This window comes from Microbacterium amylolyticum, assembly GCF_011046975.1.
Lineage (GTDB): Bacteria > Actinomycetota > Actinomycetes > Actinomycetales > Microbacteriaceae > Microbacterium > Microbacterium amylolyticum.
The window spans coordinates 268,147-292,543 of record NZ_CP049253.1 but is presented as its reverse complement, the minus strand read 5'-3'; the positions used below and the strand labels follow the sequence as shown (position 1 = coordinate 292,543).

General features: G+C 63.6%; 19 protein-coding genes and 2 tRNA genes. 8 read left to right on the top strand and 13 right to left on the bottom strand.

Annotated features, from left to right (window positions below; translation table 11 throughout):
* Positions 1-13 precede the first annotated feature (13 nt).
* From G6N81_RS01535 to ileS, 3 genes are read right to left on the bottom strand one after another with little or no spacing between them, the layout of a single operon-like run.
* A complete protein-coding gene (locus tag G6N81_RS01535) occupies positions 14-421 on the bottom strand; it encodes a DUF4233 domain-containing protein (protein ID WP_165132162.1) in 408 nt (135 codons plus the stop codon).
* Positions 418-1,821 carry a bifunctional folylpolyglutamate synthase/dihydrofolate synthase gene (locus G6N81_RS01530; protein ID WP_165132160.1) on the bottom strand — a complete coding sequence of 468 codons (1,404 nt, stop codon included), beginning with the start codon at positions 1,819-1,821 and terminating at the stop codon, positions 418-420. The genes G6N81_RS01535 and G6N81_RS01530 overlap by 4 nt, the downstream gene beginning before the upstream one ends.
* Entirely contained in the window at positions 1,818-5,138 is a 3,321-nt protein-coding gene (ileS, locus tag G6N81_RS01525; RefSeq protein ID WP_165132158.1) for an isoleucine--tRNA ligase, read from the bottom strand. Before ileS ends, G6N81_RS01530 begins: the two co-directional genes overlap by 4 nt.
* 259 nt (positions 5,139-5,397) lie before the next feature.
* On the opposite strand from ileS, the gene G6N81_RS01520 reads away from it, so the two are divergent.
* The 7 genes from G6N81_RS01520 (at position 5,398) to G6N81_RS01490 (ending at position 14,621) form a co-directional block, all read left to right on the top strand.
* A complete protein-coding gene (locus tag G6N81_RS01520; RefSeq protein WP_165132156.1) occupies positions 5,398-6,498 on the top strand; it encodes an NAD(P)H-dependent glycerol-3-phosphate dehydrogenase in 1,101 nt (366 codons plus the stop codon).
* Positions 6,498-7,292 carry an HAD family hydrolase gene (locus G6N81_RS01515; RefSeq protein WP_165132154.1) on the top strand — a complete coding sequence of 265 codons (795 nt, stop codon included), beginning with the start codon at positions 6,498-6,500 and terminating at the stop codon, positions 7,290-7,292. The genes G6N81_RS01520 and G6N81_RS01515 overlap by 1 nt, the downstream gene beginning before the upstream one ends.
* Positions 7,289-8,887 (top strand): glucosylglycerol-phosphate synthase, encoded by a 1,599-nt coding sequence (gene ggpS, locus G6N81_RS01510; RefSeq protein WP_165132151.1) that lies wholly within the window; start codon positions 7,289-7,291, stop codon positions 8,885-8,887. The genes G6N81_RS01515 and ggpS overlap by 4 nt, the downstream gene beginning before the upstream one ends.
* A 209-nt stretch (positions 8,888-9,096) precedes the next feature.
* The gene (locus G6N81_RS01505; protein ID WP_165132148.1) at positions 9,097-9,570 is read left to right on the top strand and encodes a hypothetical protein; all 474 of its coding nucleotides are present in this window, start codon (positions 9,097-9,099) and stop codon (positions 9,568-9,570) included.
* Positions 9,571-9,691: 121 nt separating this feature from the next.
* A complete protein-coding gene (valS, locus tag G6N81_RS01500) occupies positions 9,692-12,256 on the top strand; it encodes a valine--tRNA ligase (RefSeq protein ID WP_165132145.1) in 2,565 nt (854 codons plus the stop codon).
* 5 nt (positions 12,257-12,261) lie between these two features.
* On the top strand, positions 12,262-12,513 hold the full coding sequence (locus G6N81_RS01495; protein WP_165132142.1) for a hypothetical protein: 252 nt from the start codon (positions 12,262-12,264) through the stop codon (positions 12,511-12,513).
* Between the two features lie 71 nt (positions 12,514-12,584).
* Entirely contained in the window at positions 12,585-14,621 is a 2,037-nt protein-coding gene (locus tag G6N81_RS01490) for a M3 family metallopeptidase (RefSeq protein WP_165132139.1), read from the top strand.
* Positions 14,622-14,707: 86 nt separating this feature from the next.
* On the opposite strand, the gene clpX is transcribed toward G6N81_RS01490, so the two are convergent.
* From clpX to G6N81_RS01460, 6 genes are all read right to left on the bottom strand, one after another.
* A complete protein-coding gene (gene clpX / locus G6N81_RS01485; protein WP_165132136.1) occupies positions 14,708-15,979 on the bottom strand; it encodes an ATP-dependent Clp protease ATP-binding subunit ClpX in 1,272 nt (423 codons plus the stop codon).
* Positions 15,980-16,097: 118 nt separating this feature from the next.
* Entirely contained in the window at positions 16,098-16,754 is a 657-nt protein-coding gene (locus G6N81_RS01480; protein ID WP_165132133.1) for an ATP-dependent Clp protease proteolytic subunit, read from the bottom strand.
* Positions 16,755-16,777: 23 nt separating this feature from the next.
* Positions 16,778-17,371: an ATP-dependent Clp protease proteolytic subunit gene (locus tag G6N81_RS01475; RefSeq protein WP_165132130.1), complete on the bottom strand. Its 594-nt coding sequence runs from the start codon at positions 17,369-17,371 to the stop codon at positions 16,778-16,780.
* A 148-nt stretch (positions 17,372-17,519) separates the two neighbouring features.
* The gene (tig, locus tag G6N81_RS01470; protein ID WP_165132127.1) at positions 17,520-18,860 is read right to left on the bottom strand and encodes a trigger factor; all 1,341 of its coding nucleotides are present in this window, start codon (positions 18,858-18,860) and stop codon (positions 17,520-17,522) included.
* Between the two features lie 72 nt (positions 18,861-18,932).
* A tRNA-Pro gene (locus G6N81_RS01465) sits at positions 18,933-19,006 on the bottom strand.
* A 212-nt stretch (positions 19,007-19,218) separates the two neighbouring features.
* Positions 19,219-19,289, bottom strand: a tRNA-Gly gene (locus G6N81_RS01460).
* A 287-nt stretch (positions 19,290-19,576) separates the two neighbouring features.
* Here G6N81_RS01460 and G6N81_RS01455 point away from each other — a divergent pair.
* Complete coding sequence (locus tag G6N81_RS01455) at positions 19,577-20,059, top strand: Dps family protein (RefSeq protein WP_165132124.1); 483 nt, start codon at positions 19,577-19,579, stop codon at positions 20,057-20,059.
* 53 nt (positions 20,060-20,112) lie between these two features.
* On the opposite strand, the gene G6N81_RS01450 is transcribed toward G6N81_RS01455, so the two are convergent.
* Genes G6N81_RS01450 through G6N81_RS01435 form a run of 4 tightly spaced genes read right to left on the bottom strand, consistent with a single transcriptional unit; the run spans position 20,113 to position 24,384 of the window.
* Positions 20,113-21,621 (bottom strand): amidohydrolase, encoded by a 1,509-nt coding sequence (locus G6N81_RS01450; RefSeq protein WP_165132121.1) that lies wholly within the window; start codon positions 21,619-21,621, stop codon positions 20,113-20,115.
* 11 nt (positions 21,622-21,632) lie between these two features.
* Positions 21,633-22,622: an Fpg/Nei family DNA glycosylase gene (locus G6N81_RS01445; RefSeq protein ID WP_165132118.1), complete on the bottom strand. Its 990-nt coding sequence runs from the start codon at positions 22,620-22,622 to the stop codon at positions 21,633-21,635.
* Positions 22,623-22,626: 4 nt separating this feature from the next.
* On the bottom strand, positions 22,627-23,124 hold the full coding sequence (locus G6N81_RS01440) for a ribose-5-phosphate isomerase (RefSeq protein ID WP_165132115.1): 498 nt from the start codon (positions 23,122-23,124) through the stop codon (positions 22,627-22,629).
* A gap of 45 nt (positions 23,125-23,169) precedes the next feature.
* Positions 23,170-24,384, bottom strand: coding sequence for a ferrochelatase (locus G6N81_RS01435; RefSeq protein WP_241245020.1), 1,215 nt, complete (start codon positions 24,382-24,384; stop codon positions 23,170-23,172).
* Between the last annotated feature and the right edge of the window lie 13 nt (positions 24,385-24,397).

Here is a 24,397-nt window from a genome sequence, read left to right as displayed (position 1 = left end):
TCGATGTTCCTGCTTAGGACGGAAGGTCGTCGTCGTTCTTCGCCAGCTGTACGCGGCGCTCGATCTTGGCGCCGCCCACCATCGCATACGCCCACAGCCCACCGAAGATGAGCGTGATCAACAGAATCGACGGGACAAGCAGAGCACCCAGTGCGATGATCCCCTGTACGATCCATCCGGCGACGCGCGCCCACCGGTAGCGGAGCATCCCACTGAGCAGAATGAGGACGAGCAGGAGCACGGTACCGGCGATCACGGCCCACCACGCGGGGATGTCGCCGGGGAGCGCTCTCAGGCCGTAAACGGTCAGGCCCGCGAGGAAAACGACGATCGATTCAAATCCGAGAACGGCGCTGCCGAGCTTCTCGGGCAGGCTGCGATAGCGGCGCGGTCGGGGCGCGGGCGTCGAGTCATCCGTCATCGGTCAGTTCCCTGCTTCTTCCATCCCTCAGCGCGTGCGAGCGCAATGGCTTCGCCTCCGAGGACGATCGATCCGACGATGACGACAGCACGCTTTTGGCCCTCAGCGGCCCATTCACGGGCCGCATCTGCAGCGTCAGCGATATCGCGATGCACGGTCGGGCGCAGGTATGCCGCTTCGGCGATGTCTGCGATCTCGTCAGCGGAGGCCGAACGATCGCTATTCGCCTCGGTCGCGAAGAGGTGAGAGATCACGGGGCGCAACTGCTCAATGATTCCCGCGATGTCCTTGTCAGCCATCGCGCCGAAGACGACGCCCCATTCGTCGACATCGAAGGTCTCCTCTAGCGCCTGCACCAAAGCGGCCGCGCCGTGCGGGTTGTGCGCGGCGTCGACGAGAACAGTCGGCTCCGTCCCGATCAGCTGCATGCGACCCGGCGATGTCGACTCGGCGAAGCCCTCCGTGAGGACATCGGGGGCAATCCGCTGTTCGCCGCCGCCGATGAGCGACTCAACAGCCGCGACCGCGAGTGCCACGTTGTCGCCCTGGTGCGCACCAAAGAGGGGAAGGAACTCTTCGTCGTATCGGCCCGCAAGCCCCTGAACCGTGACGAGCTGTCCCCCAACAGCGAGAGCGCCACCTGCTCGCGAGAACTCGCTGCCTTCGAACGCGACGGACGTTCCTCTGTCGCTCGCGACCTCACGCAGCACCGCCGCGGCGGCGGGCTCCTGCTGGGCCGAGACGACGAGAGACCCAGGCTTGATGATTCCCGCCTTGACTCGCGCGATTTCCTCAATCGTGCTGCCAAGTCGGTCGGCGTGATCGAGAGCAATCGGCGTGAAGACGGCGACATCACCATCGGCGGTGTTCGTCGAGTCCCATGCGCCTCCCATGCCAACCTCCAGCACGAGGACATCAACGGGAGCGTCGGCGCAGGCAACGAAGGCGAGAGCCGTCAGCACCTCGAAGAACGTCAACGGCTCCTGGTCGTCCTGTGCGAGTTCCGCGTCCACAATCGGTAGGAAGGGCGCGAGCTCGTCCCAGGCTTCCGCAACGGCCGAATCGTCGATGGGACGGCCGTCGATGAGGATACGCTCGGTGAATCGCACGAGGTGCGGGCTAGTGAAGAGGCCCGTTCGCAGCCCGTGTGCCCTGATAAGGCTCTCGATCATGCGCGCGGTCGATGTCTTACCGTTCGTGCCCGTGATGTGAACGACGCGGTACGTGCGCTGTGGGTTGTCGAGATACTCGAGCAGGCGGGCGGTGCGTTCGAGGCGGGGCTGCACCCACCTCTCCCCTGCGCGAGCCAGCAGTTTCGCGTAGGCATCGTCCGCACGTCGCCGGTCTGACGGAGTCGATGACGATATGACGTCCCCAGAATCGCGAGTGTTGTCCGTCATGCGGTTTCTCCTGTCCGGGTGACGCCGATTGTGACGTCGCCACCGTTCGCGTAGGTACCAGCGGGAATCACCTGGACGAACTCGGCCCCCTGTGCACTGGTGCCAGAAGCGCTGTCAACGCTGTGGCTGGTTGCGAGAGTTTCTGACGCGACTCCCGCGGTGTCCCATGCCGCCGTCACGGCCCGCGCATCGGCGTCATCGGAGAACGACACGACCAACCGGATCCGGTCGCTCACGTCGAATCCCGCGTTCTTGCGTGTGTCCTGAACAGCACGGATCATGTCGCGCGCGAGGCCTTCTGCTTCAAGTTCCGGTGTGGTGTTTGTGTCCAGGATCACAAAACCACCGGACGGCAGTGTCGAAATCGCCTCGCCGCCCGGGCGGCCCGAGGTGTCGAGCTCAAGCTCGTACTCCGATTCGACCAGCGCGATACCTCCTGCCGTCACAACACCGTCGTGTTCCGACCAGTCTCCCGTCTTCGACGCCTTGATCACCGTCTGGACCTGCTTACCGAGACGCGGGCCGGCAGCGCGTGCGTTGACCGTGAGCCGGTGAGAAATACCGAATTCCTCGGCGGTCATGTCGGTGAGTTCGCCGAAGCCAACGTTCTTCACGTTGAGCTCATCGCGAAGAATGTCCTCGAACTGCGCCAGACCGGCCGAGCCCGTTGTCACGACCGTCAGCTGGGCGAGGGGCAGGCGCACGCGAAGCCCTTCGCGCTTGCGCAGTGCGTTCGCAACGCTCGATGCCTCACGCACCGCATCCATTGCTGTGCGCACATCTGCTGCGGCGGCGAACTGGGCGGAATCGGGCCAGTCGGTGAGGTGCACGCTCCTGCCCCCTGTCAGCCCCTGCCAGACGCGCTCGGAGATCAACGGAACCAGCGGCGCCGCAACGCGCGTCAGGGTTTCGAGCACCGTGTAGAGGGTGTCGAATGCCTCACGGCTCGCCGGGTCCGCCGTCACGCCGCGCCAGAACCGGTCGCGCGAGCGGCGGATGTACCAGTTCGTAAGAACATCCGCGAAGGAGCGCAGTCGTGCGGACGCCGTCGTCGAGTCAAGGCGCTCAAGGTCGCCCTTGACGTCGTCGATCAGCTCGCCCGTGAGAGCCAAGATGTAGCGGTCGAGGACATCCGTCGAATCGGTGCGCCACGTAGCCTCGTAACCTTCGCCCGACGCATTCGCGTAGGTGGAGAAGAAGTACCACGAGTTCCACAGCGGCAGCAGGAACTCGCGAACGCCCGAACGGATGCCCTCCTCCGTGACGACAAGGTTGCCGCCGCGCAGAACGCTGGAGGACATCAGGAACCAGCGCATGGCGTCGGAGCCATCACGCTCGAACACCTCGTTGACGTCCGGGTAATTGCGCAGAGACTTTGACATCTTCTGACCATCGTTGCCGAGCACGATGCCGTGAGCGGCAACCGACTTGTAGGCGGGACGATCAAACAGCGCACCCGCGAGCACATGCATCACGTAGAACCACCCGCGCGTCTGACCGATGTACTCGACGATGAAGTCAGCGGGGGCGTGCGCGTCGAACCAGTCCTGATTTTCGAACGGATAGTGGAACTGCGCGAACGGCATCGACCCTGAGTCGAACCACACATCGAAAACGTCCTCGATGCGGCGCATCGTGCTCTGGCCGGTGGGGTCGTCCGGGTTCGGCCGGGTGAGTTCGTCGATGTACGGGCGGTGCATATCCACATCGCCCTGCTCGTTCACCGGCAGTCGCCCGAAATCGCGCTGCATCTCGGCGAGTGATCCGTAAACGTCCACGCGCGGGTAGTCCGGGTTGTCCGACTTCCACACGGGAATCGGCGAGCCCCAGAAACGGTTACGGCTGATCGACCAGTCCCGTGCCCCCTCGACCCACTTGCCAAACTGGCCGTGTTTCACGTTCTCCGGAGCCCAGGAGATCTCCTCATTCAGCTCGACGAGACGGTCCTTGATGTCGGTCACACGGATGAACCAGCTGGACACCGCCTTGTACATCAGAGGGTTGCGGCAGCGCCAGCAGTGCGGGTAGCTGTGCACATACGACTGCAGGCGCAGCAGTCGCCCATCACCGCGAAGACGACGAACGATGTCCATGTTCGCGTCCATCCACAGCTGGCCAGCGAAGTCCGGCACGATCGACAAGAACGTTCCGTCGTCACCCACCGACACGATCGTGGGAATCCCCGCGGCATCGTTGAGGCGCTTGTCGTCCTCACCGTACGCCGGCGCCTGATGAACGAGGCCCGTTCCGTCGCTGGTCGTGACGTAGTCATCGACGAGCACCTGCCAGGCGTTTTCCGTCCCCCACTGTTCGGTGTCCGTGAAGTAATCGAACAGCGGCTCGAAGAACACGCCCGCCAGGTCAGAACCGACAATGCGCTGGGTCACGGCCGCGGCGGCGTCTTCGGCCGACTCGTAGCCAAGGTCCTTCGCATAGCCGGGCAGGAGGTCTTCGGCCAGGAGGACGTTTTCTGCCAACAGCCCCTCCTTCGCGGCGGGAGCAGGAACAACCACATAGGTGATGTCGGGCCCAACGGCGAGCGAAGAGTTGGTCGGCAGCGTCCATGGCGTCGTCGTCCAGGCCAGCGCGGCGACCGAGGTCAGCCCCAGCTGTTCGGCCTTCTCGCCGACGAACGGGAACGACACGGTGACCGACGGGTCCTGACGGTCCTGGTAGACGTCGTCGTCCATCCGAAGCTCATGGTTGCTGAGCGGCGTTTGATCGCGCCAGCAGTACGGCAACACACGGTAGCCCTCGTATGCCAAGCCCTTTTCGTGGAGTTGCGCGAAGGCCCAGAGGACGCTCTCCATGAACGTGGGTTCGAGAGTTTTGTATCCGCGCTCGAAGTCCACCCACCGCGCCTGCCGCGTGACGTACTCCTCCCACTCACGCGTGTAGGCGAGAACCGACTCGCGTGCCTTGCCGTTGAACGCATCGATCCCCATCTCGAGGATCTCGCTCTTCTCGGTGATGCCGAGCTGCTTCATCGCCTCAAGCTCGGCCGGCAGACCGTGCGTGTCCCAGCCGAACACCCTGTCGACCTTCTTGCCGAGCATCGTCTGGAAGCGCGGGAAGAGGTCCTTCGCGTATCCCGTCAGCAGATGGCCGTAGTGCGGCAGGCCGTTCGCAAAGGGAGGTCCGTCGTAGAAGACCCACTCATCGGCGCCGTCACGCTGTGCAAGCGACGCGTGGAAGGTGTCGTCCTTCTTCCAGAAATCAAGGATCTCCTCCTCGATTTCGGGGAAGCGAGGCGAAGGGGTCACAGCCTGGGCGGAGCTCTCGGCAGCGGGGCCGAATGGGCTCTTAGGGTAGGTCATCTCACTCCAGCAGTTGCGTCAGGAACGAACTGCGAGGACGACCTCATGGCCGCGGTACCACCCCGCGTTGTGCCGTCGGAACAGCACCCCTCTCACTGCGGCTGTTACGGGCCTGCCCCGCGTGGTTCTACTGGGTCCGAAGACTGTTCTTCCACGAGCTCCCCGGTGATATCCGGTTCAACGCCGTTACGGCTGATTCTACCGCCCGAAACCGTGAGGAAAGACCACATCGATATGGTGGGTGGCAATGCGATCAGACATGCGAAACACCACCCCGTACGAACACATTGCGGTCATCGGCGGTGGCGCGTGGGGCACAGCTCTCGCCGCCGTCGCTGCTCGTGCCGAGCGAGATGTTCGGCTGTGGCTTCGCGACGATGCGCTCGCGAAGGATATCGCCGCCGGACGCGGAAACACGAAGTACCTCGCGGGCATCGACCTCCCGCCGGGAATCCGGCCAACGACCGTCCTCGAGGATGCAGTGCGCGGCGCGGACGCCATTTTGCTCGTCACCCCATCGACGACCATTCGTGACATGTCCCGGCGCATCGGCGCGATCACCGCTCCGGGCGTTCCCCTGTTCGTCTGCGCAAAGGGCATCGAAGCCGGAACGGGCTTGCTCATGAGCGAGGTCGCGGCGGAAGCCGCTCCCGGCCGAGCCGTCGGCACCGTCACGGGACCGACCTTCGCAACGGAAACCGCCGCGGGGCACCCGACGGCGGTGACGGTCGCCTGCACATCCGGCGTGCGCACACCACCTCACGAGCGCGCGGCAACGCGCATGGCGGTTTCCCTCGCGACCGGCGCGTTTCGCCCCTACATCTCGGACGATATGCCGGGCGTCGAGGTCGGCGGCGCTGTGAAAAACGTCATCGCGATCGCCTGCGGCATCCTGGAGGGCGCCGGATTCGGCGAAAATTCGCGCGCCGCCATCATCACGCGCGGACTCGACGAGATGAAGGAGCTCGCCGTCGGACTCGGCGGCACACGCGAAACCGTGACGGGACTGGGCGGGCTGGGTGATCTGATGCTCACGTGTTCGTCCCGCCAATCGCGCAACTTCTCCTACGGCTTTCAGCGCGGCCAAGGTGTGAGCGACGCCGAGGTCTTTGGCGGTCAGTCCGTTGTCGTCGAGGGACGTCTCGGCGCCGTCACCGTGACGGACCTGGCGCGCCTCCTCGGAATCACCATGCCGATCAGCGAAATGGTGCGGTCCATTGTCGAAGACGGTCAGCCCATCGGAGACGCCTTCGCCGAGTTCTGGGCCTCGCCGATCCGTGCCGAACCGCGCGGACTGCACGTCGAAATCGCCCATCCCGCTGTCGAAGCCGTCACACAACGATTCCAAGGACTCAACTGATGTCATCCCCGGAAGACTGGAGCGTCGTTCTCGCAACCGACCTCGACGGAACGTTTCTCGGTGGCTCCTCCCGCCAGCGTCGCATCCTCTACGACTGGATCACGGCGAACAGATCACATGTCGGACTGATCTTCGTGACCGGGCGGGATTCGGCCTATATCGAACGTCTCTGCTCCGACGGCGCTGACGCGTGGCGCGGCGACCGTGTGATCGCCCCCTGGCCGGATTACGTTATCGGCGACGTCGGAACGACGATCGCCGGCATCGACAACGGCACCGTGACCCCTCTTCCCGAGCTCGAGGAACACATCCGTCATGCCTGGCAAGACCGAGGAGATTGGACCCGTGAGGTGCTGAGCGATGCGCCGGGGCTCACGGAACAGAACACCCCGTTCCGCCACCGCGTCTCGTATCACTGGGACCCTGACCGCTACGACCCCGCAAGCGTCGCTCCGCTCGAAAAGGCGGGCCTCGATATTCTCATTTCCCACGGCTGTTACCTCGACGTCCTGCCCGGAGGAGTGTCAAAGGGGCCGTCGCTTCTGCGGCTCATCGCGCAGCTCGGAATCGATCGAGACCGCGTGCTCGTCGCCGGCGACACGGGCAACGACCTGTCCATGTTCCAGACGGGGTTGCGCGGGGCCGTCGTCGGAAACGCCGAACAAGATCTTGTCGACGCCACCGCTCACCTGGAATCGGCGTACCGCTGTGCTCTTCCGGGCGCCGCGGGAATCGCCGAAGCGATCCGCGCCATGTCCCTTCACCCGACTCCCCCGCAGGAGGTCAGCGCATGAATGCACAGCAGGTCACCGCGAAAAGCGATCTCGTCGTCGTCTATCACCGCCAGCCCTACGAGGAAGTCACCCATCCGGACGGCAGCGTCGAGCTTCGGGAGAACTCGAGCCCGAACGGCATCGTCCCGACGATCAAAGGGGTGATGGGCCGAATGAAGTCCGCGTCCTGGGTCGCGTGGAAACATGCGGACGATCCGGACAACCCGCAGTTCGAGCAGATCATCGATATCGACGATAGCTACGGTTCGTACCAGGTGAATCGGTTGCCGCTCACCGAGCACGAGGTCTCCAGCTTCTATCACCTCACGTCGAAAGAGGCGTTCTGGCCGATCCTGCACGGTTTTAAGGAACGCTATAACTACGATCCCGTCGACTGGGATACGTTCCGCGACGTCAACCGTCGCTTCGCTCAAGCAGCGGCGGATGCCGCGAGCGACGATGCCGTCGTGTGGATCCACGACTACAACCTGTGGCTTGTCCCCGGCTACCTCCGACAGCTCCGGCCCGACGTCAAGATCGCGTTCTTCCACCACACGCCGTTTCCTGCCTCCGGCATGTTCAACGTTTTGCCCTGGCGCGAGGAAATCATTCGTTCACTCCTGGAAGCCGATTCGATCGGCTTCCACATCCCGCGCTATGCCCAGAGCTTCGTCTCCGTTGCTCGGTCGCTCACGTCCGCGCGCACCATTGCCGACCAGCCGACCGACCCGGATATGTCCCCTCGGGGTGACGCCCTCAGCGAGCGATGGACCCCGACGCTGATGGATCATCACGGGCACACCATCCATATCGAGACCAATCCGGTGGGCGTCAATGACTCCTACGTCGAAGAGCTCACGGCGCGCGATGGGTTCCACCAGCGGGTGCAGGAGATCCGTGACTGGGTGGGTGACGCAACGATGATCCTGTCGGTGTCGCGCACGGACTACACCAAGGGCAATGTCGAACAACTCGAGACGTTCGAGCGTCTTCTCGTTCGCCGCCCCGAGTTGCGGGGAAAGGTCCGACTGATGCTCGTCTCCGTTGGCGCCAACCGCGCCGTCGCCGCGTACGACGAGGTCCAGCAACGCATCGAAGAACTCACCGGGCGCATCAACGGAACACACGGCTCATTCCAGTGGCAGCCGGTTTCTCTGATCTCCACGGCGATACCCATGGACGAACTCGTCGCTTACTACCGCGCGGCAGACATCTGCTCCATCACGCCCCTCGCGGATGGGCTGAATCTCGTGGCACCGGAGTACTGCATCGCGCAGGGTGACGACGGTGCTGGCGTCCTCATCCTCAGTGAGTTCGCGGGCTCCGCCGTTCTGCTTGAAGGGCAGATTCCCGTGAACCCGTTCAGCTTCCAAGCGATGGACAAGGCTCTCGACGCCGCCCTCGAGATGAGCGGAGAAGAACGACGCGAACGAATGCGCGACCTCGTTCGTTCATCGCGGAGATGGAACATCACGGCATGGTCGGAGGCGACGATGGCCCTCTTCCGCGCGCTGCGTCGCGGCGAGAAACCAGAGGTGACGCCGTCGTCGGCTCACGCGTCCGATCGCACCTCTGAGATTCCGATCGTTTCTGCTCCGGATACCTCCGTGGGATGAGAAATCGGCCACACCGATGACCGCTCACGAGAGGATCCCATGACTCTTCGACCGCCCTTCCTGCCCGACCTGCCCCGGCTGCTGACCGCGTCCTCTCTTTCCGGGCCGCGCACCGAAGCGGACGGCTCAGGATCGCCTGGTCCGGCTCGATCGATGTCTCGCACGGACATCTCACGGAGTGCGTTGTTACGCCAGCATCGCTCGAGGCTGTGGTCGGCCGCGGAACAACCCTGATCGACGTCGAGATCTCCGACCTCGTCACGCCGCACGTCGATCTCCGAGATGCCTCGCTCCGCCGCGTCCGCATACGCGGCGGACGCATCGGCGCACTCGACCTGCAGGGAGCACGGATCGGCGACCTCGTGATCGAGGGCACTCGGATCGACTACCTGACCCTGGCCGGTGCCCATATCGCCACATCGCGCATCACCGATGCGCACGTGCAGTCGCTCGATCTGCCCATGGCCACGATCGACGGGCTGGTCATCGCCGACACCAGGATCGACGAACTCCATCCCCAAGGAATGCGCGCCGAAGGACTCGACCTTCGGGGAGCCAATCTGCGCCGCGTGACGAGCGTGCAGGCGCTGCGCGGGGCGATCCTCACGCCGTGGCAGATTGAGGGAATGGCCCGCGCGCTGGCCGAGGCCACCGGTATTCGCGTCGAGGACGCCGGGCCCTAGCCTCCGAGCGGCTCACGAAGATCACGGGTGACCCCACGTAGACTGATCTCGTCCACGTAGACTGATCTCGCCCACATAATTGGCACGCACACACCGTGCCGCACATCGTGCGAGGAGACGCATGTCTGACATTCCCGACAAGCCCAAACTCGAGGGACTCGAGCAAAAATGGGGTGAGCGCTGGGAGCAGCAGGGCACATACCTGTTTGACCGCGCACAGGCCCTGCAGAGCGGACGCGCAGGCGTTTACTCGGTCGACACTCCCCCTCCGACGGCTTCGGGATCGCTGCACATCGGCCATGTGTTCAGCTACACCCACACCGATGTGAAGGTGCGTTTCGAGCGCATGCGTGGAAAGACGGTCTTCTACCCCATCGGGTGGGACGATAACGGTCTTCCGACGGAACGCCGTGTGCAGAACTACTACGGCGTTCGCTGCGACCCGTCGCTTCCGTACGACCCCAATTTCACGCCCCCCTTTGAGGGCACGACGAAGAACATCAAGGCAGCAGATCAGCTGCCGGTCAGTCGTCGAAACTTCACGGAGCTGTGCGAGAAGCTGACCGTCGAGGACGAGAAGACATTCGAGGAACTCTGGCGCCAGCTGGGCCTCTCGGTCGACTGGACGCAGACGTACCGCACGATTTCCGACGAGACGATCCGCACCAGCCAGCTGGCGTTTCTGAATAACCTCGATCGTGGTGAGGCCTACCAGGCGCTCGCTCCGACGCTGTGGGATGTCGACTTCCGTTCGGCCATCGCCCAGGCTGAGCTCGAGGATCGCGAGCGTCCCGGCGCGTATCACCGCCTCACGTTCCACCGCACCGATGGCGCGGGCGACGTTCTCATCGAGACCACCCGCCCTGAGCTGCTCGCAGCATGTGTTGCGCTCGTGGCACACCCCGACGACGAGCGCTATCAGCCGCTGTTCGGAACAACGGTCACCACCCCGCTGTTCGGCGTTGAGGTTCCCGTTCTTGCTCATCCACTGGCTCTGCCTGACAAGGGCTCCGGCATCGCGATGATCTGCACGTTCGGCGACATGAACGACATCATCTGGTGGCGCGAGCTCGATCTGCCGAACCGCACGATTGTCGGCAAGGACGGCCGTATCGTTGCCGAGCGCCCCGAGGCCATCACGAGCGAGCAGGGAATCGCCGCATACGACGACCTCGTCGGCAAAACGATCTTCAGCGCGCAGAAGCGCGTTGTGGAACTCCTCGAGGAGTCGGGCGAACTTGTCCACAAGGGCGAGACATTCAACCACCCGGTCAAGTTCTTTGAAAAGGGCGACCGTCCCCTCGAGATCGTTTCGACCCGCCAGTGGTACATCCGCAATGGCGCACGGGACGAGCAGCTGCGTGCGAAGCTGATCGAGCTCGGCGAGCAGATCGATTGGCACCCCGAGTTCATGCGCGTGCGTTTCGAGAACTGGGTGAACGGGCTCACCGGCGACTGGCTCGTCTCGCGCCAGCGCTTCTTCGGCGTGCCGATTCCCGTGTGGTACGCACTCGACGACAACGGTGAGCGTGACTATGAGCGCGTTCTTACCCCCGCCCTCGAATCCCTCCCCATCGATCCCTCTTCCGATGTTCCCTCCGGCTACTCCGAGGACCAGCGCGGAAAGCCCGGCGGCTTCGAGGCCGAACAGGATGTCTTCGATACCTGGGCGACATCCTCGTTGACACCGCAGCTGGCCGGCGGATGGCAGCAGGACGAAGAACTGTGGAACCTGGTGGCACCCTTCGACACCCGCCCCCAGGGACAGGACATCATCCGCACCTGGTTGTTCTCGACGCTGTTGCGCAGCGCGCTGGAAGACAACCGCGTTTCCTGGAAGCACGCGGCGATCTCCGGCTTCATCGTCGACCCCGACCGCAAGAAGATGTCGAAGTCGAAGGGCAACGTCGTCACCCCAGCCGACATCCTGGACAAGCACGGCTCCGACGCCGTCCGCTATTGGGCAGCATCGAGCAGGCTCGGAACCGATGCCGCGTTCGATCCGCAGAACCCGACGCAGATCAAAATTGGCCGGCGCCTGGCGATCAAGGTGTTGAACGCCGCGAAGTTCGTCCTCGGGTTCGATGCGCCGGAGGGTGCGAGCGTCACGGAGCCCGTTGACCTGTCGATGCTCGCGGCGCTCGACGGTGTCGTCCAGCAGGCGACGGCCTCGCTCGAGGCGTACGATCACGCCCGTGCGCTCGAGGTATCCGAGTCGTTCTTCTGGACGTTCTGCGATGACTACCTTGAGCTTGTCAAGGAACGCGCTTATTCGGGCGGAGAGGCGGGGGCATCGGCCGCGGTAGCACTGCGGTCCGCCCTGTCGACCCTTCTTCGACTGCTCGCCCCCGTCGTCTCGTTCGCAGCGGAAGAAGCGTGGAGCTGGTTCCAGGACGGTTCGGTGCACGTCTCAGGGTGGCCAGAGCCCACATCGCTCGGCGGCGATCCTGCCATTCTGCAGGCCGCGTCTCAGGCGCTCATCGGAATTCGTCGCGCGAAGACCGAGGCAAAGGCATCCCAGAAGACGCCCGTTGCGACGGCCGAAATCACCGCCCCTGCCGCGCACATCGCTCTGCTTGATCAGGCGCGAGACGATCTGCGCGCCGTTGGGCGCATCTCGGAGCTTCTCCTCAGCGAGGGCGACGAGTTCCAGGTCTCGAAGATCCTTCTCGAGGAACAGGAGTAACCATCATGCAACTCGGAACACGTTGGCAAGCGGGCGGAACTCCGCCAAAGTCGGTTCCCGCCGACCTGCTCGAAGCGATCAGTCGCGTCGAGGCAACGCTCCCGCAGGCGGCCAGCCTCAACGCGGGCGCTCCCATGCCCATGTGGACGCTCACCTGGCTCGAGGGGCGGCCCGTGGTCGAGCTGGACAGCGGCATTGAGCTGTCCGTCGACGCGGAAGGCGCGATCACGGCGTCTCGATTCGACCCGATGGACTGAACTCCCCTCAGATGGCCCTTTCGCGCGCGGCGCGGAGGGGCCATCTGCGTTTCGGACCATAGTCTGCCCTGATGACCAGCTCTCATCCTCTGCTCGCCACAAGCGAGCTGCCGTACGGACTGCCCGACTACTCCGCGATCGATGACGCCGATTACCTTCCAGCGTTCCGTCAGGGCTTTGCTGAGCGCGAAGCCGAGATCGCCGACATCGCGAAAAGCGCCGAGCCCGCAACGTTCGAAAACACCCTGGAGGCTCTCGAGCGCTCCGGTGAGTTGCTCGAGCGGGTTGCGCATGCGTTCTTCACCGTCAGTTCGGCCCATGCCACGCGCGCCATTCAGCAGATCGACGAGGCCGTGGCCCCTCTCATGGCCGCGCACAACGACCGCGTTCTGCTCAACTCGGCGCTGTACGAGCGCATATCATCTGTTGCCCGTCAGCTCGATGATCTCCCGCTGACGGACGAGCAGCGCCGCCTCACGACCCGCTGGCACGAGAAGATGACGCGTGCCGGAGCGGCCCTGGGGGTGGAGGCCAAACAGCGCCTCACGTGGATAAACGGTCGCCTCGCCGAACTCACAACGACCTTTGAAAAGAACCTCCTGGCCGACACCAACGAGCTTGCCGTGCTCTTCGATGACGTCGCCGATCTCGACGGACTTTCGGCGAGTGAGTTGTCCTCGGCACGCGACGCGGCATCAGCGCGTGGCATCGCCGATGGCTATCTGATCACGCTCCCTCTCTTCACCGGGCATCCGCTTCTCGCATCGCTCACACGCGCGCAGTCGCGAGAACGCATCCTCGCCGCCTCACGCGCTCGTGGATCGCGCGGCAACGACAACGACAACTCCGCCGTGCTCTTGGAGATCGTCCGCCTGCGTGCCGAACGCGCCGCGCTGCTGGGATTCGATACGCATGCCGCGTACGTGACTGCCGGCGAGACCGCACAAACGCCAGAAGCCGTCCGCACACGCCTCCGCGAGCTCGCGGCTCCGGCAGCGCGCAATGCCCAGGCCGAGAAGCGTGACCTTGAGGCGATCGCCGGCCGAAGCATCGATGCGCACGACTGGACGTTCTTCACCGAACAGGAGCGCACACGGCGTTTCGACGTCGACGCGGCTGCCCTGCGCCCGTGGTTCGAGGCGGAGCGCGTTCTCTGGGACGGCGTTTTCTACGCCGCGCATCGGCTCTACGGGGTCACCTTCATCGAACGACACGATCTGCCGGGCTATCACCCGTCGGTGCGGTTCTTTGACGTTCTCAACGAGGACGGCTCACCGCAGGGGATGTACGTGCTAGACCTCTTCACCCGCGACACGAAGCGCGGCGGGGCATGGATGAACTCGATCGTGGCGCAGTCCCATCTGCGGGGCACGCTTCCCGTTGTCGTCAACAATCTCAACGTTTCCAAGCCCTCGGGAGACGAACCCGTTCTGCTCACGCACGACGAGGTGGAAACGCTTTTCCACGAGTTCGGACACGCCCTGCACGGTCTGTTTGCCACCGTCACCTACCCGTTCTTCGCCGGCACCGCTGTGGGTCGGGACTTCGTTGAATTCCCGAGCCAGGTGAATGAAATGTGGGTGATGCACGCCGACGTCTTGCCGCACTACGCCAAACACGTCACAACGGGCGAACCTCTCCCCCACGACGTTATCGAGCGGCTGACGAACATGGGCCCGTTCGGCCAGGGATTCGCGACAAGCGAATACCTCGCCGCCGCATGGCTCGATCATTCCTGGCACTCCGTGACACAGGAACAGGCTGAGAAGATCGACGACGTCGCCGCATTCGAGGCGGCAGCCCTCGCCGACATCGGTCTGGACGAACCCGCCATCCCAAGCCGCTACTCGTCGACGTACTTTCAGCACATCTTTGCGGGCGGCTACAGCGCCGCCTACTACTCGTACATCTGGAGCGAGGTTCTCGACGCCGACACCGTTTCCTGGTTCGAAGAAAACGGTGGTCTCACCCGTGAAAACGGAGATCGCTTTCGGCAGCGACTCCTTGGCGTTGGCGGGTCGAAGGACCCTCTTGAGGCGTACCGCGACTTCCGCGGGCGCGACGCGAAAATCGATCCCCTGCTGAAGCGTCGAGGGCTCGAGGCTTAGGAATCAAACAAGCCTCACCTCGCGGAAGGGGTGGTTCTCCCTTCCGCGAGGCGAGGCTTTCGCGTTCGGCACCCGCTTCCGTGACGCTATGCGCTCTTGCGGCGCTGCCGCAACGCAATCGCCGGCGGAGCGCCGTCAACAACGGCCGCTCGTGTGACAACCACCTTGGCCACCTCGTCGTTGGACGGAATCTCGAACATGATTGGTCCGAGGACGTCTTCCAGAATGGCGCGCAGACCGCGCGCACCGGTTTTCCGGTCCACCGCCAAATCAGCGATGGCCAAAAGCGCCTCGTGCTCAAAATCAAGGTCAACGCCATCGATCGCGAACATGCGCTGATACTGCTTGACCAGCGCATTGCGTGGCACCGTCAGAATGTCGATCAGAGCGTCCTGATCGAGAGGCTCCACCGCCGCGATCACAGGAAGGCGGCCGATGAACTCGGGGATCAGGCCAAACTTGTGCAGGTCTTCTGGCCGCACTTCGCTGAAGAAGTTCTCGTTGTCGTTCTTTGACTGCAGCGGTGCTCCGAAACCAACACCGGCTCGCCCAACGCGCGAGGACACGATGTCTTCGAGGCCGGCAAACGCTCCGGCGACAATAAACAGAACATTGGTCGTGTCGATCGAGATGAACTCTTGATGAGGGTGTTTGCGCCCGCCTTGCGGCGGAACCTGCGCCGTCGTTCCCTCAAGAATCTTGAGAAGGGCTTGCTGCACGCCCTCGCCCGACACATCGCGCGTAATCGACGGATTCTCGGCCTTACGCGCGACCTTGTCGATCTCATCGATGTAGATAATCCCCTGTTCGGCGCGCGCAACGTCGTAGTCCGCCGCCTGCAGGAGTTTCAGCAGAATGTTCTCGACGTCCTCGCCGACGTAACCCGCCTCGGTGAGTGCCGTGGCATCGGCAACGGCGAAAGGAACGTTCAGACGTTTCGCCAGCGTTTGCGCGAGGTACGTCTTTCCAGAACCGGTGGGACCGAGCATCAAAATGTTGCTCTTGGCGATCTCGACGTCATCAGCCTTGTCATCGGCTGAGCGCAGTTCATTGCCCACGCGGATGCGCTTGTAGTGGTTGTACACCGCAACAGCCAGCGCACGTTTTGCGACATCTTGGCCGACGACGTACTCCGCCAGGAAATCAAAAATCTCCCGTGGTTTGGGCAAGTCGAATTCAGCGACCTCGTCGTCGTTATGCGACTCCGCCATGCGTTCTTCGATGATCTCGTTGCACAACTCGACGCATTCGTCACAGATGTACACGCCGGGACCGGCGATCAACTGCTGAACCTGCTTCTGGCTTTTGCCGCAGAACGAGCACTTGAACAGGTCGGCGCTTTCGCCGATGCGTGCCATGCGATCACTCCTCCGGGGACGGGGCGTTCTTCCAGGCTAGTGGTTCCCCCCGACAAACGAGGAAGGTGCCCCACCCGACGCGTGCGTGTCGAATGGGGCACCTTCCGAGATAGCGTACTCAGCTCTGCGGAGTGCGCTTACGGCTGTTCAACACCTGGTCAACAAGACCGTACTCAACGGCATCATGCGCCCCGATGATCTTGTCGCGATCGATGTCCTTGTGAATCTCAGCAGCCGACTTGCCGGTGTGCTTGGCCATCGTGTCTTCCAACCACGTGCGCATGCGCATGATCTCAGCAGCTTGGATCTCGATGTCGGACGCCTGGCCGTGACCGGCCTGTCCCACCGAGGGCTGGTGCATGAGGATACGCGCGTTGGGCAGAGCAAGACGCTTACCCGGCGCACCGGCGGCGAGCAGAACAGATGCTGCAGACGCTGCCTGACCGAGAACAACCGTCTGAATCTCGGGCGAGATGTACTGCATCGTGTCGTAAATCGCCGTCATCGCCGTGAAGGAACCGCCAGGCGAGTTGATGTACATGATGATGTCGCGATCGGGATCCTGGCTCTCAAGAACCAAGAGCTGGGCCATCACGTCATCAGCCGAAGCATCGTCAACCTGCACGCCGAGGAAGATCACGCGATCTTCGAACAGCTTGTTGTACGGGTCCTGGCGCTTGAAGCCGTAGGCCGTACGCTCCTCGAACTGCGGGAGGATGTAACGGCTGGAGGGAATCTGGAGACCCTGCGGGGTCTGCGCGTACGGAGTGTGCATCGTCAGAATCGTCCCTCTTCTTCTTAGTTCGACCCGCGGTCGGTTCCGCCGCCGCCAGCGACGTCGGTTGCCGACTCGCGGATGTGATCAACAAAGCCGTACTCGAGCGCCTCTTCCGCCGTGAACCAGTGGTCGCGATCGCCATCTTCGTTGATCTGCTCGATGGTCTTCCCCGTCTGCGCAGCAGTGATCGCTGCGAGGCGGTTCTTCATCGAAACGATCAGCTCTGCCTGCGTCTGGATGTCGCTCGCCGTTCCACCGAAACCGCCGTGCGGCTGGTGCAACAGGACACGGGCGTTGGGCGTGATGTAGCGCTTGCCCTTCGTGCCGCTCGTCAGGAGCAGCTGGCCCATTGAGGCGGCCATGCCGATACCGACGGTGACGATGTCGTTGGGAACAAACTGCATCGTGTCGTAAATTGCCATGCCGGCCGTGATCGAGCCACCGGGCGAGTTGATGTAGAGGAAGATATCCTTTTCGGAATCTTCGGCGGCGAGAAGCAGGATCTTCGCGCAGATCTCATTTGCATTGTCGTCGCGCACCTCCGATCCCAGCCAGATGATGCGGTCTTTCAGCAGCCGATCGAAGACACTCTGTGCCATCAGCGGTTCAGCCATTCTCACTCCATTCGGGTGTGCGTCGAATACGACACTACCGGCGCGTTCACGGCCCCTAGCGCGTGTTCGCCGTGGGCATATCACTGTCCCTATCAACAGCGAGAGGGCCGCGCACCTGATGGTGCACGGCCCTCTCGAATGACGGGTGTTACTTCGCCTCGTCAGACTCCTGCTCGGCGCTGTCGTCAGCTGCTTCTTCGGCGTCGTCGTCCTCTGTGGGCACGAAGCCCGCAAGGTCAACAACGTCGCCGTTGGTGTCGACGACCTCGGCCTTGCCGAGAACGATCGCGATGGCCTTGTTGCGCGCAACGTCGCCCATGATCGCCTGCAGCTGGTTGCCCTGCTGCAGCGCCTGGATGAAGTCCTGCGGGCTCATGCCGTACTGGCTCGATGCCTGGATGAGGTAGTTCGTGAACTCCTCCTGCGACACCTGAACCTCGAGGTCCTTGGCGATGCGGTCGAAGAGCAGCTGCGTGCGGAACTGCTTTTCGCTGGAGGCCCGCACCTCTGCGCGGTGCTCGTCGTCCTCGAGACGGTTCTCCTGCTCGAGGTGGCGGTTGACCTCTTCTTCGATGACCGACTCGGGAACGGGGATTTCGGTAGCCTCGATCAGCTGCTCGACGAGCTTGTCGCGTGCGGCGGAGCCCTGTGTGAAGGTGCTCTTCTGCTTCGCCTGCTCGGCAAGCGACTCACGCAGCTCGGCAAGCGTGTCGAACTCGCTGGCCATCTGTGCGAAGTCGTCGTCAGCCTCGGGAAGCTCGCGCTCCTTGACGGCCTTCACCGTGACCGAAACCTCAGCCTCGGCGCCGGCGTGCTCGCCGCCGACAAGCTTCGAGCGGAACGTCGTTTCCTCACCAGCGGTGAGCGAATCGATCGCATCGTCCGTGCCTTCAAGGAGCTCGCCCGAGCCCAGCTCGTACGACACACCCTCGGCGCGGTCAATCTCGGCGCCGTCGATCTGTGCGATCAGGTCGAGCTCGACGAAGTCGCCCTTGGCTGCGGGACGGTCAACGGGCACGAGCGTGCCGAAGCGAGCACGCAGCTCATCGAGCTCTGCGTCGATCGCGGACTCGTCGACCTCGATCGCGTCAACGGTGACCGTGACGCCCTCGAGCGCGGGAAGATCAAACTCAGGCGCCACATCAACTTCGATGTCGACCTCGAGGTCGCCCGAGAAGTCCTTCTCTTCGGGCCATGCCGTGATGTCGGCCTGCGGGCGACCGAGCAGCTGCAGCTCGTGCTCAGCAACGGCCTCGCGGAAGAACGTGTCAAGGCCCTCGTTGACAGCGTGCTCGATAACGGCGCCGCGACCCATCCGCTGGTCGATCAGGGGAGCCGGAACCTTGCCCTTACGGAAACCGGGGATCTCGACGTTGCCGGCGATGTGCTCGTAAGCGTGCTCGATGCTCGGCTTGAGTTCGTCGGGCGTGACCGTGATGTGCAGCTTGACCCGCGTGGGGCTGAGCTTCTCGACGGTGCTGTTCACCATGCTGGTTCGCTTCTCCTTGTTGCGGACCCGCGGCGGAACTGCGTCGCGGGCGAGGTCTGGGGTGGGCCGTTGTCGGGGCGACAGGATTTGAACCTGCGACCTCCCGCTCCCAAAGCGGGCGCTCTACCAAGCTGAGCTACGCCCCGCGGTATCCACATACGGGAACACGAAACGGCCTCGACGAGTCTAGCTGACGCGACCGGACCTTCTTCACAGCAACCAACAGTCCGCGCCTGTGCATTCCTGGTGAGGACCCCTCCCCCTCGCCGCAGGCGGCACGGGGCCCGCGGGAAAACCCACGGAAAAGGGAACGGGACCTGGGAAGGAGCAAGAGCTCCGACCCAGGTCCCGTCATGCGAGGGGATGACGGGAATCGAACCCGCGTGACCAGTTTGGAAGACTGGGGCTCTACCATTGAGCTACATCCCCGCATGCTGTTCGTGAACAACGAGATGATGCTATCGCATGGTCGCCGACGAGTTCGAATCGACCAGACCCCCTGGCATGTCGCGCTCGGCGAGAACAGCACTGATCGATGCCCCGAAAAGCGCGTTGAGGTGAGCTTCTCCTCACTGAGGCAAGGCTAGGTTTTCCCTGATGATCAGCTGATTCAGTGGAGGCTCTCCTTGGTTGCACTCCGCCAAAACCGGAGTACCGTTGATATCAACCCAGAGGAAGAACACCTCAGGCAGAGACCTCAGCAGATTGGAGCTCCTATGAGCACTTCGACGATCGCCACAACAGCAGCCGACCCGACCGTGGCCGCCGCAGCATCGCAGTTCCTCTCGCCCGTTGTTCTTGGGCTTCAGGGACTGACACTGAACGGCAAGCAGGCGCACTGGCACGTGCGCGGCGCGAACTTCATCGGCGTCCACGAGTTCCTCGACACCCTCGTCGGACACGCTGGGGGCTGGGCAGACGAGGCCGCTGAGCGCATCGTTGCTCTGGGCCTGCCCATCGACGCCCGTGCCCAGAAGGTTGCCGAGAAGGTTCCGTCTACGGGCGCGCCCGCCGGCTTCGCGCAGTCGGACGATGTCATCGCGGGCATCGTCAAGGACATCGACGCGGTCATCGCGGATCTGGACGCCGCGATTGATGGTCTCGACGAGATCGATCTCACCAGCCAGGACATCGTGATCGGCATCAAGGCCGGACTCGAGAAGGACCGCTGGTTCCTGGTCGCTCACGTCGCCGCGTGATCTGACGACACGAAGGGTGGTGCCGGAATTTTCCGGCACCACCCTTCGGCGTTTTAGCCCGTATGTGTGAGGCATCCGGCGATCATGGTGGCCGCCACGGGCATCGCGCGGAGACGCTCCCTGTCAGATGTCAGCGGATCGGCCGCCACAATCGCCAGGTCGGCAACGGTGCCCGGTTCGATGCGCTGAGGATCCCCCGACCCGCCCAACGTCGATGCGGCGAGAGCCGTTCGCGCATCAATCGCCTGCTCCGGCTGCCACGCGGGACGATGATCGTCCGTGCGATACACAGCCGCCGCGATCTGAGCCCACGGGTCGAGAACGGACACCGGCGCATCGGAGCCAAAGAGCAGACTCACACCTGCGTCACGCATCGTCACGAACGGATACGGCATAGCCGGCTGCTGAGACCAGAACGCGTCCGTGAGATCGCGGTCATCCACGAGATGCTGCGGTTGCACGCTGGCTTCAATGCCGAGGCGCGCGAATCGGGGAATGTCTGTTGCGTGGACAAGTTGCGCGTGTTCGATCCGCCCCGGAACCCCCGCGCGGGCGAAGGCGTCGATCGCCGCTGTATTCGCCCGGTCACCGATCGCGTGAATCGTGGTCTCGATGCCGTGAACCGCAGCGCGGACAACCGCGTCCGTCATCTGGTCCGGCGCCGTGTTCAGCGCTCCGTGATGGCGCGGATGTCCGGAATATTCGCCGGAGGTTGCCGCCGTACGCGTGCCGAGAGAGCCATCACCAAAAACCTTCTGCATCCCCATCCGCACAAAGGAGTTGCCCTCCAGAGGGTCACCGGTTCTCAGGCCCTGCGCGATCGCGGTGTCGAGATGCTCGGGATAGACGTTCGAAAAAACCCTGAGCCCATCCCATCCCGCAGCAGCTCGTCGTCGCCAGGGAACGTGGTTCTCGCCGAACTCGAGATCCCAGATGCCGACGACCCCGCGTGCCGCTGCACGTGCCGCGGCGCGGGAATGGGCGGCGTCTGCCGTGAGCGGCTCGACATCGTCAAGGTGGTCGATCAGGGCGAACGCCGCTGTCTCACGGAGCACTCCCCCCGCATCGGGCGTGATTCCCTCTCGTCGAAACGCTGCTGAGTTCATCCACACGCCGTGAACATCGAGGCTCAGCAGGTAGGTAGGAACCTCGCCCGTTGCAGCGTCCAGAACAGCACGCGTCGCCGTCGTGTCCCACAGCGCGTCCCGCCAGCGCGAGAGAATCCGGCGCCCGTCCGGCTGCGGTGCAATCGTCGCGGCGAAGGCAGCGGCCTCTAGTGCGGAACGTGCGTGTTCGACAGAGGGACGTGTCGAGGCGAGCGACCACTGCAAAAAGTGAACGTGATGATCCCACAGCCCGGGGATCAACCAGTTCCCTTCGCCATCCAGAACACGGCCCCGATGACGAATGTTTCCGGCAGGCGCGATATCGGCAATGCACCCGTCGGCGATCCAGACGTCAAAGACACCATCGGCAAGTGCATCGGGGTGTACAAGCAGCTCTCGCCCTTCTCCGGCCACACGCACGTTGGTGATGACGTCCACCCCGTCTCGAATGTCCATAGGGCGTCCTTTCACGTCTGGCAGGTGGGGCACCAGTAAAGCTTGCGCGCCTGCATCTCCTCGAGCACGATCTCCGTGCCACAGACCCGGCACGGAAGCCCGGCTCGGTGGTATACCCAGTGGCGATCGTCCCTGCTCGCCATCGCGGAACGCCAGGCTTCTCCTGTCAGACCGTCCATGGTCATCATCTGTCCCGTGTCGACGCCGATGCGTAACAGGTGAGACCAGTCGCGCCACATCCGACGCAGAACATCCGTGGGGACATTTTTTCCCGGTGTGTGCGGGTTCGTCCCCGCCCGGAAGAGCATCTCCGCGCGGTACACATTGCCGATTCCACTGACAACGGACTGATCCATGAGGAGCTGACCGATCGCGACACTGCGCCGGTGCGCTGAGGCGACGAAACGCGCCTCGCCTTCTGCCTCATCGCCCACGAGCGGATCCGGTCCGAGTCGGGCGAGAACGGCGTCGATCTGCTCCGGCGTTTCCACCGCGCACGCTGTCGGCCCGCGCAAATCGGCGCACGTGGTGTCGGTCATCATTCGCGCCCGGACCTGACCCACAACCGGCGGAGGCCACTCGGAACCGTCGTCGCTAAGTCCCTTGGTCTGTTCAGACATACGCACGTGAACGCGCGTTTTGCGAGGCGCCCCGATCGATGTCAGCGAGTTCTCCCCCGCGTCGTCGTAAATCGGATCGGTGCCGCGCTGGTTCGTCTGCCCCATACGTCCGTTCGCGGACGCGATGGTGGGATCGATCAGGATGTCTCCCGAGAAATCCCATGCGCCGTACAAGCCGAGATGCACGCGCAGCCACCTGTCGCCCTCGAACTCGAGAAACATCTGCTTACCGACCGCCATGGCACGCGTCATCGTACTTCCGTCGATGAGCGCAGCGCCGTCAGCGAAGCGCCCCTGCGGACTCGAAACGCTGATGGCCCGCCCCACGAAGTTCCGCTCGAACTGCCGCGCGATGCGGTGGACGGAATGTCCCTCGGGCACCGAACTAGCTCCGAACGCGCGGGGCGGGGCTGTCGACCAGCTCTCCCGTGCGCTCGTACGCACCCACCTGCTCGATACGTCGGACGTGACGTTCTTCGCCGGGGAACGGCGTCGCCACAAAACGGTCGACGAAGAGGAAGACCTCTTCGACCGAGTGCTGACGGGCGCCGATCGAGATCACGTTTGCGTTGTTGTGCTCACGAGCCAGTTCGGCCGTGGAGACGTTCCACACCAGAGCCGCGCGAATTCCTTCAACCTTGTTCGCCGCAATCTGCTCACCGTTTCCGGAACCGCCGAAGACGATACCCAGCGCTTCCCGCCCGGCGCGCTGATCAGCGACAACGGCCTGAGCCGCACGAATGCAGAATGCGGGATAGTCGTCGAGCGCGTCGTAGTCGACGGGTCCGTGGTCGATGACTTCGTGCCCCTGGGCAACAAGGTGGTCCTGCAGCTCAGTGGAGAAATCGAGGCCGGCGTGGTCGGTGGCAATGTGAAGACGCATGAGAGTGATTCTTCCGTATTCGGAGGTGCCGCGCGGAACGACGTGTCACGGTGCGACGCCGGCGGCGGCCGGCCGGAAATCGATCTGCGAATGCGCGCAGTCGCCTGGCCGCGACACGTCGTACCACGGGCCAAGGTCCGTGAGATGGGGGCGTTCCGCCGCGGGGGTTCCCTGAAGCCGTTCCTCGATGAGATCGACGAGACCGGCCACATACGCGGGGTGGATGCCCGGGGTGGGGGTACGCATAAACGCCAGCCCCGCTTCTTCGGCGCTCTGGCGCGCCTCGGTGTCGAGGTCCCAGAGGACCTCCATGTGATCGCTGACGAAGCCCAGCGGGACAACCGCAACGGCAGTGATGCCCGAGGCCGGGAGCTCGGAAATCACGTCGTTCACATCCGGCTCGAGCCAGGGCTGTGACGGCGGTCCGGAACGCGACTGGTAAACGAGATCCCAGCCGACGCCTTCTGAACCGAGGATCTCCTCGCGGAGGCGAGCCATGATGTACTCGGCGACCGCGCGATGCTGCGCCACGTACGCGCCGCCCTCCCCGAACTCCCTGTCGCGTGGGCCGGAGAGCTCCGCGTCAGCCGTAGGGATCGAATGCGTTGAGAACAGCACGCGGATCTCGTTCCCCGCTCGCCCCTCGGCGAGCCAGTTCTCAACCGCGCTCTTGACCCCCTCGTAGAACGGCTCAATGAATCCCGGGTGGTCGAAAAACAGACGGACCTTGTCGATTGTCACGGGGTCATCGCCATGCCCCAGGCCCGTTCCGCCGTCGTTCTGGCCCAGAACGCGCGCGAAATCCTCGCGGTACTGCCGGTCGCTCGAATACGAGCTGTAGGCACTGGTCGCCATCGCCAGGAGGGTGCGGTGCCCATCAGCGGCGGCCCGCTGCACGGCATCCTCCAGGAACGGATGCCAGTTGCGATTTCCCCAGTAGACAGGGAGCCCCAGGCCACGGCGCGCAATCTCCTGCTCCATCGCTGCCAGCAGCTGACGGTTCTGCTGGTTGATCGGACTGACACCACCGTGCTGGCGATAGTGAGTGGCCACCTCTTCGAGTCGCTCATCGGGAATCCCGCGTCCGCGCGTGACATTTCGCAGATACGGAATCACGTCGTCCTGGCCCTCGGGCCCCCCAAAACTCGCGAGGAGAATCGCGTCATACGACACCGGTTCTTCGACGAACGGGCTTCCGTCAGCGGCGGCGACGGACGAATAAAGGACGGTGCTGTCGGACTTCTGCGCCTCGGTGCTCACCGTTCCATCCTCG

Excerpts from the sequence above, each read along its gene's own strand:
- ggpS (WP_165132151.1), top strand. The coding sequence starts at position 7,289 with ATGAATGCACAGCAGGTCACCGCGAAAAGCGATCTCGTCGTCGTCTAT.
- G6N81_RS01440 (WP_165132115.1), bottom strand. The coding sequence starts at position 23,124 with ATGCGTCTTCACATTGCCACCGACCACGCCGGCCTCGATTTCTCCACT.
- G6N81_RS01535 (WP_165132162.1), bottom strand. The coding sequence starts at position 421 with ATGACGGATGACTCGACGCCCGCGCCCCGACCGCGCCGCTATCGCAGC.
- tig (WP_165132127.1), bottom strand. The coding sequence starts at position 18,860 with ATGGTGAACAGCACCGTCGAGAAGCTCAGCCCCACGCGGGTCAAGCTG.
- G6N81_RS01455 (WP_165132124.1), top strand. The coding sequence starts at position 19,577 with ATGAGCACTTCGACGATCGCCACAACAGCAGCCGACCCGACCGTGGCC.
- G6N81_RS01450 (WP_165132121.1), bottom strand. The coding sequence starts at position 21,621 with ATGGACATTCGAGACGGGGTGGACGTCATCACCAACGTGCGTGTGGCC.
- G6N81_RS01495 (WP_165132142.1), top strand. The coding sequence starts at position 12,262 with ATGCAACTCGGAACACGTTGGCAAGCGGGCGGAACTCCGCCAAAGTCG.
- valS (WP_165132145.1), top strand. The coding sequence starts at position 9,692 with ATGTCTGACATTCCCGACAAGCCCAAACTCGAGGGACTCGAGCAAAAA.
- G6N81_RS01530 (WP_165132160.1), bottom strand. The coding sequence starts at position 1,821 with ATGACGGACAACACTCGCGATTCTGGGGACGTCATATCGTCATCGACT.
- G6N81_RS01515 (WP_165132154.1), top strand. The coding sequence starts at position 6,498 with ATGTCATCCCCGGAAGACTGGAGCGTCGTTCTCGCAACCGACCTCGAC.
- G6N81_RS01480 (WP_165132133.1), bottom strand. The coding sequence starts at position 16,754 with ATGCACACTCCGTACGCGCAGACCCCGCAGGGTCTCCAGATTCCCTCC.
- G6N81_RS01475 (WP_165132130.1), bottom strand. The coding sequence starts at position 17,371 with ATGGCTGAACCGCTGATGGCACAGAGTGTCTTCGATCGGCTGCTGAAA.
- G6N81_RS01520 (WP_165132156.1), top strand. The coding sequence starts at position 5,398 with ATGCGAAACACCACCCCGTACGAACACATTGCGGTCATCGGCGGTGGC.
- G6N81_RS01490 (WP_165132139.1), top strand. The coding sequence starts at position 12,585 with ATGACCAGCTCTCATCCTCTGCTCGCCACAAGCGAGCTGCCGTACGGA.
- clpX (WP_165132136.1), bottom strand. The coding sequence starts at position 15,979 with ATGGCACGCATCGGCGAAAGCGCCGACCTGTTCAAGTGCTCGTTCTGC.
- ileS (WP_165132158.1), bottom strand. The coding sequence starts at position 5,138 with ATGACCTACCCTAAGAGCCCATTCGGCCCCGCTGCCGAGAGCTCCGCC.